11 protein-coding genes are annotated in these 13,443 nt (G+C 74.6%); 10 read left to right on the top strand and 1 reads right to left on the bottom strand.

Features of this window, described 5'->3' with window-relative positions; translation table 11 throughout:
- Positions 1 to 54: 54 nt before the first annotated feature.
- From B9S64_RS22585 to B9S64_RS22570, 4 genes are all read left to right on the top strand, one after another.
- Positions 55 to 2,172 carry a PBS lyase gene (locus B9S64_RS22585; RefSeq protein WP_109492099.1) on the top strand — a complete coding sequence of 706 codons (2,118 nt, stop codon included), beginning with the start codon at positions 55 to 57 and terminating at the stop codon, positions 2,170 to 2,172.
- Entirely contained in the window at positions 2,169 to 2,489 is a 321-nt protein-coding gene (locus B9S64_RS22580) for a zinc-ribbon domain-containing protein (RefSeq protein ID WP_103489381.1), read from the top strand. Before B9S64_RS22585 ends, B9S64_RS22580 begins: the two co-directional genes overlap by 4 nt.
- Before the next feature lie 116 nt (positions 2,490 to 2,605).
- A complete protein-coding gene (locus B9S64_RS22575; RefSeq protein ID WP_103489382.1) occupies positions 2,606 to 4,018 on the top strand; it encodes an FtsW/RodA/SpoVE family cell cycle protein in 1,413 nt (470 codons plus the stop codon).
- Complete coding sequence (locus tag B9S64_RS22570) at positions 4,015 to 5,478, top strand: penicillin-binding transpeptidase domain-containing protein (RefSeq protein WP_103489383.1); 1,464 nt, start codon at positions 4,015 to 4,017, stop codon at positions 5,476 to 5,478. The genes B9S64_RS22575 and B9S64_RS22570 overlap by 4 nt, the downstream gene beginning before the upstream one ends.
- An 88-nt stretch (positions 5,479 to 5,566) precedes the next feature.
- Here B9S64_RS22570 and B9S64_RS22565 read toward each other — a convergent pair whose 3' ends face one another.
- On the bottom strand, positions 5,567 to 6,394 hold the full coding sequence (locus tag B9S64_RS22565; protein WP_103489384.1) for a hypothetical protein: 828 nt from the start codon (positions 6,392 to 6,394) through the stop codon (positions 5,567 to 5,569).
- A 240-nt stretch (positions 6,395 to 6,634) separates the two neighbouring features.
- On the opposite strand from B9S64_RS22565, the gene B9S64_RS22560 reads away from it, so the two are divergent.
- The 6 genes from B9S64_RS22560 (at position 6,635) to B9S64_RS22535 (ending at position 13,443) form a co-directional block, all read left to right on the top strand.
- The gene (locus B9S64_RS22560) at positions 6,635 to 6,949 is read left to right on the top strand and encodes an SCO0607 family lipoprotein (protein WP_103489385.1); all 315 of its coding nucleotides are present in this window, start codon (positions 6,635 to 6,637) and stop codon (positions 6,947 to 6,949) included.
- Positions 6,950 to 7,151: 202 nt separating this feature from the next.
- Positions 7,152 to 8,087 (top strand): diiron oxygenase, encoded by a 936-nt coding sequence (locus tag B9S64_RS22555; protein WP_103489386.1) that lies wholly within the window; start codon positions 7,152 to 7,154, stop codon positions 8,085 to 8,087.
- Positions 8,088 to 8,128: 41 nt separating this feature from the next.
- Entirely contained in the window at positions 8,129 to 8,890 is a 762-nt protein-coding gene (locus B9S64_RS22550; RefSeq protein ID WP_103489387.1) for a TetR/AcrR family transcriptional regulator, read from the top strand.
- Between the two features lie 51 nt (positions 8,891 to 8,941).
- Positions 8,942 to 9,217, top strand: a complete 276-nt coding sequence (locus B9S64_RS22545) for a hypothetical protein (RefSeq protein ID WP_103489388.1) — start codon at positions 8,942 to 8,944, stop codon at positions 9,215 to 9,217.
- A gap of 77 nt (positions 9,218 to 9,294) precedes the next feature.
- Entirely contained in the window at positions 9,295 to 12,105 is a 2,811-nt protein-coding gene (locus B9S64_RS22540; RefSeq protein WP_109492098.1) for a PQQ-binding-like beta-propeller repeat protein, read from the top strand.
- A 168-nt stretch (positions 12,106 to 12,273) separates the two neighbouring features.
- On the top strand, positions 12,274 to 13,443 hold the full coding sequence (locus B9S64_RS22535) for a C40 family peptidase (protein ID WP_103490833.1): 1,170 nt from the start codon (positions 12,274 to 12,276) through the stop codon (positions 13,441 to 13,443).

The following is a 13,443-nucleotide window of genomic DNA, read 5'->3' as shown; positions in this document are numbered from 1 at the left end:
TGGACACGGCCCACCGGGTTCGCGGTGCAGAGGACGACACGGGGAGGGAACGGCGTGTTCGCGGGGATCGACGAGGTCGACTGGGCATCGATGGAGCACGCCTACGGGCCGGCGGACGACGTGCCCGCACTCCTGCGGGGCCTGGCCTCCCCCGATCCGGCGGCGCGGGAGAGCGCACTGGACGGGATGTACGGGGCGGTCCACCACCAGGGCGACGTGTACGCGTGCACGCTGGCCTGCATCCCCTTCCTCTTCGAGCTGGTCGTCGATCCCGGCGTCCAGGACCGCGGCAGCGTCGTCGAGCTGCTGACCAGCATCGGCGGCATCGACCTCGACGAGGACGACGAGGACGAGATGGACGAGGACGAGATCGAGGGCGCCGCGAACTACGCGATGGCGGCGGCCGCGGTCACGGCCGGGGCGGGCGTGTTCTGCGAGCTGATCGCCGACGAGGACCCGGGGGTACGGCTCGCCGCGCCGCTGGCCCTCGCCACCCTGCACAGCCGGCCGGTCCACGTCCTGGACCTGCTGCGGGAGCGGCTGCCCGTGGAGCCGGTGGAGGAGGTGCGTCTCGCGCTGGCCGAGGCGGCGGGGCGGGTGGCCCTGCGCCACCGCCCGCTGGCCGGGCGGGCCGCCGACTGGCTGAGCCGCCTCGCCGCCGAGGCGTACGCCCCCGGACTGCGGCTCGCCGCTCTCGCCCAGTTGGCCCGGTGCGCGCCGGACGCCCTGCCCGGCGACGTCGTGGCGATGGTGTCGGGGCTGCTGCGGGAGCTGCGCTCCGGGCCGCCCGAGCCGGAGCGGGCCGGCCCCGAGGCGTCCGCCGGTGAGGGCCCGGTGGAGCGGGCGGCCGCCCCGACGCTGGTGGGGCAGTTGCGGGCGCTGTCGGCCGAGGAGGCGGCGGGGCGCGGCGCCCCTTGGGCCGCCGATCTGCTGCGGACGCTGCACGTGGGCCTGGACGACCGGGTGGAGGAGCGCACGGCACTGCTGGCGGACCAGTTGCGCAGCCCCGACCCCTGGCAGCGGATCGACGCCGTACGGATGAGCAGCGGGCTGATACGGGCCTGGCGCGGCTCGTACGAGGAGCTGGTGCGGCTGGTCGGGGCGCAGCTCACCGATCCGGAGCCGCGCCTCTCGGAAGCCGCCTCGCATGTGCTGGAGGAGCTGTTCTCGCTGGCCGCGCCGGCCGCCGACGCGCTGGCCGCCCGGGTGGCGGCGGAGCCGGGTGCCTGGGTGCGGCAGTGGGCGAGCGGGCCGCCCGGACTGGGTTCGGCGGTCAAGGCGCTGGCCAGGCTGGGGGACGTGCGGGTGCTGCCCGCGCTGGCGGCCGCCCTGGAGCAGCCGGAGGTGCCGCACGACGTGGGGTTCGCCATCGGGTATCTGGGCGAGGCGGCCGCCCCTCTCGCGGGGACGCTCCGGCGGAGGCTGGGCGAAGTGGGCCTGGACGAGGGCGCGTACGACCGGGCGGCTCCGCTGCTCGCCGGGCTGACGGCGCTGCGGGCGGGCGAGGCCGCGCCCGAGGTGCTGCGGGTGCTGCGGGGGGCGCCGGAGTACCGGGGCGAGTGGCTGCGTACGGCGGCGCTGCGGGCGCTCGACGCGTTCGGGCCGGCCGCCCGTGGTGCCGCGCCGGAGCTGCGGGCGCTGATCCGGCGGCCCGGCACGGCGGCGGCGACCGAGGCGGCCGAGGCCCTCTGGTCGGTCGAGGGGGACGCCGAGGCGGTGCTGCCCGTGCTGCTGGAGGGGCTGCGGGCCGAGCGGGAGCACGACTGCCGGGCCGCCGCCGCCGCGCTGGGGCGGCTCGGCGGGGCGGCGTCGGTGGCGGTACCCCGGCTGCGCGCCCTGCTGGCCCATGACGAGCTGTGGCTGCGCGTGGACGCGGCGATCGCCCTGTGGGAGATCTCCGGGCGGACGGGGGAGAGCGTCCCGGTGCTCCTCGCGGCCTGGGAGAGGAACCGCCACGTCAGGGTCCGGGTCGCGGACTGTCTGGCGCGGATGGGTCTGCCCGGCGCGGGGGCGGACGCCGCACAGGTCGTGCGCGCCGAACTCCTGTCCGTACGCCGCCACAACGCGATGGACGGCGGATACGGCAGTCACGACACGTATGAGGACGAGAAGCTTCTGGCGCTCTGCCGGCGGGCTCTCGGGACCGACAGGGGAAAAGGAACCACATCATGATCATTTTTGGTACGCGGGGCTATCTCCACCAGTTGGCCGTCCTGACGATGGTGTGCGGCTGGTGCGGCAACCCCGCCGCGCACGCACTGCGCAAGCGGGTCACCAAGTTCACGCTGTTCTTCGTGCCGCTCTTCCCGTTCTCCACGAAGTACGCGACGCAGTGCACCTTCTGCGGCGGCGAGCGGCAGATACCCGCGGAGGAGGCCGACCGGCTGCTGGCTCAGGCACACGCGGGGCAGGACGGGAATCCGTACGGCACCGCCCCGCGGCAGCAGCCCGGGTACGCGCCCGGAGGCGGCGGCCCCCACCAGGGCTGAACGCACGGGGCCCGGAAGCACGGGCCAAGGGCACAGGGGGGAGGCCGGGGCGCGGGGCCGGGGGCGCGGGGCTGACATAAGGGAAATAGCACCCGCCTCTTGCTACGTTGCGGGGCATGACCGCAACGACGGCGGACGCGCGCCCGCCCGAGCTACGCCTGCCCAAGCGGCGCGGGGTCGAGCTCTCGCTCCTGATCGGGGCCGTGCTCATCTCCGTCTACGGCTACGCGGCCGTCGGCCTCGCCAGGAACAACGCCGTACCCCCCGATGTCGCCGGGTACGGCGCAGGTCTCGGCCTCCTCGCCCTGCTCGCCCATCTCGCGGTCCGGCTGCGCGCCCCGTACGCCGATCCGCTGCTGCTGCCGATCGCGGTCCTGCTCAACGGCCTGGGCCTGGTGCTGATCTACCGGCTCGACCTGGAGACCCCCCGGGACCAGGCCGCGGCCACCCAGCTGGTCTGGTCCACCCTCGGGGTCGCGTTCTTCATCGCCGTCGTCGTGCTGCTGCGTGACCACCGCCTCCTCCAGCGCTACGCGTATCTCTCGGTGGCGACGGCGCTGGTCCTGATGATCGTGCCGATCTTCTTCCCCGCGGTGAACGGGGCCAAGATCTGGATCCGGGTCGGCGGATTCTCCTTCCAGCCGGGCGAGTTCGCCAAGATTCTGCTCGCCGTGTTCTTCGCCGCCTACCTCGCGGCGAACCGCAACGCGCTGGCGTACGCCGGCCGAACGGTCTGGAGGCTCCAGTTGCCCACCGGCCGGGTGCTCGGCCCGATCGTCGCGATCTGGCTGCTCAGTGTCGGTGTCCTCGTGCTGGAACGCGACCTGGGCACCTCGCTGCTCTTCTTCGGCCTCTTCGTGATCATGCTGTACGTCGCCACCGGGCGGACCGGCTGGATCGCGGTGGGCCTGCTGCTGGCGGCGGCGGGCGCGTTCGTCGTGGGCTCGCTCGAACCCCATGTGCACAGCAGGGTGCAGGACTGGCTGGATCCGTACGCGAGCATCAGCGCGGGCCACGGCCCGAGCCAGCTCGCCCAGTCGCTGTTCGCGTTCGCCGCCGGGGGCATGCTCGGCACCGGACTGGGGCTCGGACACTCGATCCTCATCGGCTTCGCGGCCAAGTCCGACTTCATCCTGGCGACGGCGGGCGAGGAACTCGGCCTGGCCGGGCTCACCGCGATCTTCCTGCTGTACGCCCTGCTGGTGGCCCGCGGTTACCGGGCGGGGCTCGCCCTGCGCGACCCCTTCGGCCGGCTGCTGTCGATCGGGCTGGCCTCGATCCTGGCGCTCCAGGTCTTCGTCATCGCGGGCGGGGTGATGGGGCTGATCCCGCTGACCGGCATGGCCATGCCCTTCCTGGCCCAGGGCGGTTCGTCCGTCGTCACCAACTGGATCATCGTGGCCCTGCTGATCCGGGTGAGCGCCGAGGCCCGCGCCCCGCACCCGGGCCAGGTGGAGACGGGCGTCATCGGGCCGATCGTCGAGGAGGACCCGCCGGACCTCGGCCGCCGTCACGGGGCCGGACGGTGATCCGCTACATCCGGCGGGCCGCCGCCTTCTGCCTGCTGCTGCTCGTGGCCCTGCTGGCCAACGCGGCCCGCGTCCAGGTCTTCGAGGCCGACGCCCTCGACAACAACCCCGCCAACCGCCGTACCACGATCGCCCGTTACTCCCAGCCGCGCGGCGACATCGTGGTCGGCGACGAGCCCGTCACGGGTTCGAAGGACACCCACGAACAGCTCGCGTACGAACGCACCTACCGGCACGGCCCGCTGTACGCCCCGGTGACCGGGTACGCCTCGCAGACGTACGGCACGACGCTGCTGGAGAACGCCGAGGACCCCGTGCTGTCCGGGACCGCCTCGGTGCTGGCGCCGCTCCCCCTGTGGGACGACCTCACCCGCGACCGGCAGCCCGGCGGCGACGTCGTCACCACCGTCCGGGACGCGGTGCAGCGGGCCGGGTACGAGGGACTGGCCGGCCGGCGCGGCGCGGTCGCCGCGCTCGATCCGGCCACCGGCGCGGTCCTGGCGCTGGTCTCCTCCCCGTCGTACGACCCCGAGCGGCTCTCCGGCACGGGCTCCTCGGTGACCGGCGCGTGGGCCGAGCTGAACGGGGCCGCGAGTCAGCCCATGCTCAACCGGGCCGTCCGGCAGACCTATCCGCCGGGGTCCACGTTCAAGATCGTGACGGCCGCGGCGGCGCTCGGCACCGGTGTGGTGAGCGATCCGGAGGCGGCGACCGACACCCCGTCCCCGTATGTGCTGCCGGGTACCTCGACCACGCTCCCGGACGAGGCGCGGGGCTGCGAGAAGGCGTCGCTGGCGGAGGCGATCCGGGTGTCCTGCAACACCGTGATGGCCCACCTGGGCGTGGAGGTGGGCCTGAAGGACCTGGTGAGGACCGCCGAGAAGTTCGGTTTCAACGAGGACGACCTGACGATCCCCTTCCGGGTGGCCCGCTCCAACGTCGACACCGACATGAGCGACGACCAGCTCGCCCAGTCCTCGATCGGCCAGTTCGACACCACGGCGACCCCGCTCCAGATGGCGATGGTGGCGGCGGCGGTGGCCAACGACGGCGAGTTGCGGCGTCCGCACCTGGTGGACCGGATCACCGACCACGACGGCGACACCGTCCGGCGGCAGGGCTCGGACTCCTACCGCCGGGCGATGGAACCGGAGACGGCCCGGCAGGTGCAGCGGATGATGGTGGACGTCGTGGAGAACGGCACCGGGACGAACGCGGCGATCGACGGGGTGCGGGTCGGCGGCAAGACGGGCACGGCGCAGCACGGTGTCGGCAACACCGGTACGCCGTACGCCTGGTTCATCTCCTGGGCGCAGGATCCGGACTCCGGCCGTCCGGCGGTCGCGGTGGCCGTGGTCGTGGAGGACGCATCGGCGGACCGGGCCGACATCAGCGGGGGCGGCAGCGCGGCCCCGATCGCCCGAGCGGTGATGGAGGCGGCCTTGGCGGAGTCGGGCTGACCGGTGACCGGGGCCGGGCCCCAGCCACCAGGCCACCAGCCACCACCGAGCCGCGCCACCGGCTCCGGCTCCGGCTCCGGCTCCGGCTTCAGCCGAGGGGCTTGCGGATCTCGGAGCGGACCTTCGCGGTCTCCTCGGCGGCCTTCGCCAGGTCCAGGGACGCGGGCTCCTTGCCGAGGTCGTCCGGCCGGATCACGGCGATCATGGCGGCGGTGTTGCCGTCCCCCCACGCGCACATGGGGGTGTTGGCGGTCATGCCCATCTCCGTGGACTGCACGACCTGGCACTCCACCGTGATGCCGTATCCCGCGGGCTTGAACTCCTTGGCGGGCACGACCAGCTTGGCGCCGTCCGCCTCGGCCGCCCCCTCCATGATCTTGCCGCGGATGAACGAGGCGCTGGACAGACGCCCGTACATGCCGGAGAGGACCAGGACGCCGTTCTCCTCGGAGCCGTACTGGGCGACCACCGCCTTGCCGTCCCGGACGCTCACGTCGGGGGTGTCCTCGATCTCCTTGCCCTTGCTGTCCGACATGTCCTCGGCGAGGGTGAACTCACCGTCCAGCACCGTCTTCTCCACGACGAGTCTGTGCGTGGCCTCGGGGAAGGCGGCGTCCGCCCCGGCGTCGATCAGCTTGTACAGGCCGAAGCCGCCGCCGATCACGAGGACGAGCCCACCGGCGACGATGCCCAGGACCAGCCCGGTCCGGCTCTTGCGCGGCGGCTGCGGGTAGCCAGGCGCGCCCGGCTGCCCCCACGGTCCGGGCGGGCCCTGGGGCGGCTGCGGCGGGTAGCCGTAGGGCGCCGCCGGGGGCTGCTGCGGGTAGGGGCCGGGGGGAGGCTGCTGCCCGTAGGGGTTCTGCTGCGGCGGGGGCGGCCCGTACGGGCCCTGGGGCGGCTGCGGCGGCATGGTCATGGCGCTCACGTTACGTCACCGGCATGAACAGTCATTCGACGGACGGTTGATCGAGATCAGGCCGGAAACCACGCCCCGTCAGCTCGGCGCCCCGCCCCGTCGCCGGCCGACCGGCGGCGGGCGGCACCCGACGCGACTGAGTCGGTACGCCCGCCGGAGCTGAGTACGCGTGCTCATGGTCCGGCCCACCGCGCGGCGGCAGGCTGGCCCTGTCAGCCACTCTCCAGGAGGAACCCACCCATGAGCAGGATCAGCCGACTTCGCCGACCGTCCCGCACCACGGCCGGCCTGGCCGCCACCGCCGCCGCCCTGGCCCTGCTCACCGGCGCCTGCTCGATGGAGGACGCCACGTGCGGGGGCGGTGAGTACCCGGTGCTCGCCGTGAACAGCGCCGGCAGCGCGTGCGTCCCTGACGACGAGAAGCCGCCGAAGGGGTACGCCCGCTACCCGGAGGGCAAGGAGCCGAAGCACGTGGACGACACCTGGGACACGTACTGGCGTACCCACACCGTGGACGAGAACGGCAGGACGGTGGATCTCCCGGACGACGAGTGACGTCGCACCGCCGGGCGGCCCCCCGCCGAACAGCCAGGAGGCGCGGGGGTCGCGCGGTCGGCCCCGGCCGCGCCCGGCAGGTGGGGCGGCGCATTGGTAGACGCTCGGTCAACAAGTCGCGCCCAAGGGATTGACGCGCTTACTGACAGGCAGTCTCATAATGTATGACCGCCGGTAACCCATGTGCGAGGGGCCTTCTGCCATGACGACAGTGACCGAACAGGACGTCCAGGCGCTGCGCGACGCGCTCGGCCCCCTCAGGGATCGCGAACAGGTCGCGATCCGCCTGCTGGAGGCCTCGGCCAAGCACTCCTTCGACCCGGACACCGAACTCGACTGGGACGCGGGCGTCGAGGACGGCAAGTGGTTCTGGCCGCCGGAGCTGGTCTCCCTCTACGACACCCCGCTCTGGCGGCGGATGTCCGAGGAACAGCGGATGGCGCTGTCCCGGCACGAGGCCGCGTCGCTGGCCTCGCTCGGCATCTGGTTCGAGATCATCCTCATGCAGCTCCTCGTCCGGCACATCTACGACAAGCCGGTGACCAGCAACCACGTCCGCTACGCCCTCACCGAGATAGCGGACGAGTGCCGGCACTCGATGATGTTCGGCCGCATGATCCAGTGGGGCGGCACCCCCACCTACCCGGTACCGCGCGCCTACCACAACGCGGCGCGCGTCCTGAAGACCGTCTCCACCACCCCCGGTTCGTTCGCGGCGACGCTCCTGGGCGAGGAGATCCTCGACTGGATGCAGCGCCTCACCTTCCCCGACGAGCGGGTCCAGACGCTGGTACGCGGGGTGACCCGCATCCACGTCGTCGAGGAGGCCCGCCATGTGCGGTACGCCCGCGAGGAGTTGCGCCGCCAGATGGTGACCGCTCCGGCCTGGGAGCGACGGATGACCCGGCTGAGCTGCGGGCACGCGGCCCGCATCTTCTCCATCTGCTTCATCAACCCCCAGGTGTACGAGCACGTCGGCCTGGACCGCCACGAGGCGGTCGCCCAGGTGAAGGCGAGCGGCCACCGGACCGAGGTCATGCAGACGGGCGCCAAGCGGCTCACCGACTTCTTCGACGACATCGGGGTGCTCAACGGCGTGGGGCGCAGGCTGTGGAAGAGCTCGGGCCTGCTGGCCTGAGCGCTCTCCCGGTGCGCGGGAGAACGCTTAGTCTTCGGGGTATGACCTCCGCCCCCGCAGCACCACCGGTCCGTGCCTACCGACGGCTCGGTGTCGAGGAGCGCAGGGCCCAGCTCCTCGGCGCCGCGCTCACACTCTTCGCCCACCGGGCCCCGGACGACGTGTCGATCGACGAGGTGGCGGTGGCGGCCGGTGTCTCCCGGCCACTGGTCTACCGCTACTTCCCGGGCGGCAGGCAGCAGTTGTACGAAGCGGCGCTCGGCTCGGCCGCCGAGCAGCTGACCCTCTGCTTCGCCGAGCCGGCGGCCGGCCCGCCCACCGAGCGGGTGAGCCGGGTGCTCGACCGCTACCTGGGCTTCGTCGACCAGCACGACGCCGGTTTCAGCGCGTTGCTGCGCGGCGGCAGCGTCGCCGAGACCTCGCGTACGTCGGCGATCGTGGACGGTGTGCGGCGGGCCGCGGCGGAGCAGATCCTGCTGCACCTCGGACGCGGTACCGGTCCGGGCCAGGAACCGGCCGGGCCCCGGCTGCGGATGATGGTGAAGACCTGGATCGCCGCGGTCGAGGCCGCGTCGCTGATCTGGCTGGACGAGGACAAGCAGCCCGCCGCCCCCGATCTGCGCGGCTGGCTGGTCGACCACCTGATCGCCCTGCTGACGGCGACCGCCGCCTCGGACGACGAGACGGCCGCCGTGGTGGCGGAACTGCTGGGCCAGGAGACCTCCGAAGGGCCGGCCGGACGGCTGGCCGCGCGGGTGCTGCCGGTGGCCGGCCGCGCCGCGCATCTGCTGCCCCAGGACTGACCCGGCCGTCCCGAGGCCGCCGGACGGCACGGTCTGGGCCAGACTGGCCGGGTGAGAAGCGAGAACACCCCCTTCAGCGGCGGCCCCCTGGACGGCCGGGTCCTGCCCGTCCTCCTGGGCCCGACCGGGCACCCGCCCAAGTGGTACGAGGTGCCGGTACCGGCCCCCGACGGCGGCCCCGCAACCGTCCACGCCTACCGGCGCGCCCCGGCCGGCTACTCCAAGCGGCTCGGGCTCCAGCGCGGCTGGGTGTACGAGTACGTCGCCGAAGGCCGCGAGCGCCGGCGCCCCAAGTGGCCCTGGACGAAGCCGGACCGGGGCGTCTGAGCGGGAGGACCGGGCGGGGCGCACCCTCTAAGATCGGCGGTCAGGTGCCGAGGGCACGGTCACAAGGGGGGTGCGCCATGGAGGCGCTGCGTCAGGACGATCCACGCCGCTTCGGTCCGTACACGGCCCTGGCCCGCTTGTGTGAGACCGCGAGCGCGGTGCGCTACCTCGCCCGGGACACGGACGGGGACGGCCGGGTCGTGGTGACCGCCGCCCGGCCGGACCTGGCCGCACTGCCCGCGTTCCGCCGCCGCTTCCAGGCCGAGGCCCGCACCGCCGAACGGCTGTCCGGCGGCTGGGTGCAGCCGCCGCTCGCCGGACCGGAGGACGACGGTCTGTGGACGGCGGCGGCGTACGTGCCCGCGCTGACCCTCGCCGAGGCCATCGCGCTCGCCGGCCCGCTGCCCGAGCGGGCCGTACGGATACTGGGCGCGGGTCTGGCCGAGACGCTGTCCCGGGTGCACGCCACCGGGGCGGTGCTCCAGGGGCTCGCGCCGGGGACGGTGCTGCTGGCCGAGGACGGGCCCCGGCTCACGGCGTTCGGGCCGCTCGGCGGTGCCGCCGGGGCCGAGGCGCGGGAGGGCGGCCAGCTCTCGGTACGGCTCGGCTACCTCACCCCCGAGCAGGTCGAGGGCACGGCGGCGGGCACCCCTTCGGACCTGTTCGTGCTGGGGCTGCTGCTGGCGTACGCGGCGACCGGGACGACCCCGTTCGCGGACGGCCCCGCCGACGGCGCGGCCGAGCGGATCGCACACGCACCGGCCGAACTGGGCTCCGTACCGGACGCGTTGCGCGGGCTGATCGCCGGGTGCCTGGCCAAGGACCCGGCGGACCGGCCGGGTGCCGGGGCGGTCGCGGCGGAACTGGCACTGGAGGGCGCGGCGGGCCTGGCCCGCGGCGGCTGGCTCCCGGAGCCGGTCGCGGCGGCGGTCATGGACCAGGCGGCGCGGGTACGGGCCCTGGACGCTCCGTCGGAGACGGGGACGGACGCGGGAGCGGTGGCCCTTGCCGGGACGACGGCGGGCGCGGGCCGGGCCGACGCGGGGCCGGACGACGAGCCGTCCGACGCCGTGCCCTCGGACTCGGTGGCCTCGGACTCGGTGGCCTCGCACGTGGTGGCCTCGGACCCCGTGCCGCCCGGCCACGCGGCCCCGGTGGGCGGCCCGGCGTCGCCCCCCGGGGACGGCCGGGCGGGCGACGGACCGGCCCGGACGGCCGCCGCGGAGTACGCCGACACCGACGAGGACCGGGGCACCACCCGGTTCACGCGGACCGGGCCGGGCGTCCGGCAGAGCGACCCGGCGACGGCCCAACTGGCCCTGCCCCGCGCCCGTCCCGCCCCCCACGTCCCGGCCTCCGCCACACCCGAGCCCCCGCACGTCCCGGCCTCCCTGGTGCCCGGGCCCTGGAACGCCCCGGCCGCCTCCCCGGCACCTGAGGCCCCGCACGCCCCCGCGTCCGGGCTCCCCCCGGCCGCCGCCCGGCAGCCGTACGCGTACCCCTATCCGGCGGCCCCCGCCGCGCTTCCCCAGCAGCTTCCGGCAGCCCCGGCCCCCTCCCCCGCGCCGCCCGCCGCCCCCGGTCGGCGGGGGCTGCTCGCCGCCGTGGCCGCCGGGGTGGCCGGGCTGGTCGTCGGCGGAGGTGCCGTCCTGGCCCTCGGCTCCGACGACGAGGCCGCCGCCACCGGTGACAAGCCGTCGGCCGCGCCGCGCCCCAAGGTCCCCGGCCGGGCGCCGGAGCCCCGGTGGACGTACACCCACCCGGCCACCGCACCCGTCCCCCTCACCGCGGGCGTCTGGCGGGACGAACTGCTGGTGCTGACCGGCACCGACCGGGCCACCGCCCTCGACCTGCGGACCGGCCGGGCGCGCTGGACGTCGAAGGAGGCGGCGGGCGCCCAGCAGGTGCTGGCCGCGGGCGACGGGCTCTGCTTCCTCGCGGGTCCGGCCGAGTTCCTCTGGCTGTCGTCGAAGGACGGCCGGGTCGAGCACCGCGTCCGGTACGCGGACCAGTTCACCGGCGTCCCCGGCATGAAGGTCGGCCCCCTCACCGGGCTGACCGGGAACGTCCTGTGGTTCACCGGCTCGCACACCGTCACCGTGAAGGCGCCGAAGCCCAAGAAGGGCGAGAAGCCCGGCAAGGACACCCAGGTCGCCAAGGCGTACCTCTTCGCGTACGACCTCGTGCGGCGCGAGGAGGTCTGGCGCACCGCGGTCCCCGCGGGCCGGGACGGCACCCCCGCCTACCGGCTGACCGCCGTCCGGGACACGGACGTCGTCCTGGCCCAGGACGCGGCGACCCTCACGGCGGCCGACGCCAAGGCGGCCAAGGGCAAGGCCCTCTTCCGCTGCTTCGACCGCGCGTCCGGAAAGGCGCTGTGGAACCGGCAGTTCGGCTCCGTCTCCCCGGCCGCGGCGGCGCTCGGCGACGAGGAGGGCCGGCTGTACGCGGCCGTGGGCAGCGGCCTCCAGGCGTTCGAGACGGACACCGGGAAGCCCGTGTGGACGCTCGCCGGCCCCGAGGGCTCCGTCTTCGGCACCCCCGTGCTCGCCGGGAAGCTGCTCCACACCGCCAACCGCGCCCAGGAGGTCGGCGCGGTCGAGGCGGCCACCGGGCGCCAGGCCTGGCGGCGGTCCACCGAGGTCCCGCTCGGCGGCAACGCCCCCGCCCTCACCCTGAGCACCGGTGGCGGGACCCTGCTCGCGGCGGACTCCACCCAGGTGACGGCGTTCGCCACGGCGGACGGACGCCGGTTGTGGAAGTTCCAGGACATCGGTGCCCAGGAGCCGAAGGGCGCGACCGTCAGCGGCCCGTACCGGGTGCTGGCGGCGGGGAAGACCGTCGTCGTCCGGCGCGAACGGGCCTTCTACGCCTTCCCGGTGGCGTGACGCCGGACGTACGGCGTTCGGGCGGTCCGGTCAGCGGCACGCCGGAAGGTCCTTGCATCACCTGACACCGGGTGACCGGATGGACGGGATCCGAACACCGATGGCGGAGCGACCGGTCCGATTGTCCTACGGAACGGTGTGCCCGGCCCTGTCACCGGAGGTGATGCCGTGCCAGGCAGACTCGCGCGCACGCTCTGCACGGCGGTGGCCGCCTCGGTCGTCGCCGCCTCCCCCGCCCTCGCGGAACCGGCCCCCGGAACCGGCCTCGCCGAGCCCGCGCCCGGCGCCCCGGCACGTGTGGAGGCCCCGCGGAGCGTCCCCACCCTGCTGAAGCGGTTGCAGACCCTCTACCAGGAGGCGGAGAAGGCCGGGGAACGGTACAACGGCACGGCCGAGGAACTGAAGAAACGGACCGCCGAGGCGAAGACGCTCAACACCCGGCTCGCCGCCGCCCGTGCCGCCCTGACCGGAGCCCGGCAGGACGCGGGCCGCCTCGCCCGTGCCCAGTACCAGGGCCGCACCGACTTCTCCCTCTATCTGCGGCTCCTGCTGGCCCCGGACCCCCAGCGGGCCCTGGACCAGAGCCATGTGATCGCCCGCGCCCAGGCGGGCAGCACGGCCACCGTGGACCGGCTCTCCGGTGCCGAGGAACGCGCCGAGGACCTGGCGGCGAAGGCCCGCGCGGCGCTGGCCAGGCAGCGGGAGCTGACCAAGCGGGAGAAGGAGCAGCGCGACACCGTCCAGGCCCGGATGCGGGACGTCGAGGCGATGCTCGCCTCGCTCTCCGAGGAGCAGCTCGCCGGGGTGACCGAGCTGGAGGGACGGAACACCGCCGCCGCGCAGGACGCGCTGGTGGCCTCCGGCGCGCTGAGCACCACCCCCCGGACACCGTCCGAACAGGGCGGCGAGGCCGTGCGGTACGCCGTCGAGCAGATCGGCAAGCCGTATGTGTGGGGCGCCGAGGGTCCGGAGTCGTACGACTGCTCGGGGCTGACCTCGACGGCCTGGGCGGCGGCGGGGCGCGCCATTCCGCGTACCTCGCAGGAGCAGTGGCGGCGGCTGCCGCACGTGCCCGTCTCGGCGCTGCGCCCGGGGGACCTGGTGGTCTACTTCCCGGAGGCGACCCATGTCGCCCTCTACATCGGCGACGGCCAGGTGGTGCAGGCGCCCCGGCCCGGTACCGAGGTGAAGGTGTCCCCCGTGGCGTCGAACCCGCTGCTCGGGGCGGTGCGGCCCGACCCGGACGGCGAGCCGCTGGCCGCGTACACCCCGCCGGAGCTTCCGGACGGCGCGGCCGACGGGGCGGACACCGGCTACGACGCCCCGGACGCGGGATGA

Origin of the sequence: Streptomyces sp. SM18 (genome assembly GCF_002910775.2) — a bacterium.
Lineage (GTDB): Bacteria > Actinomycetota > Actinomycetes > Streptomycetales > Streptomycetaceae > Streptomyces > Streptomyces halstedii.
Note: the sequence above shows the minus strand (reverse complement) of the source record. Positions and strands in the feature narration are given on the sequence as shown.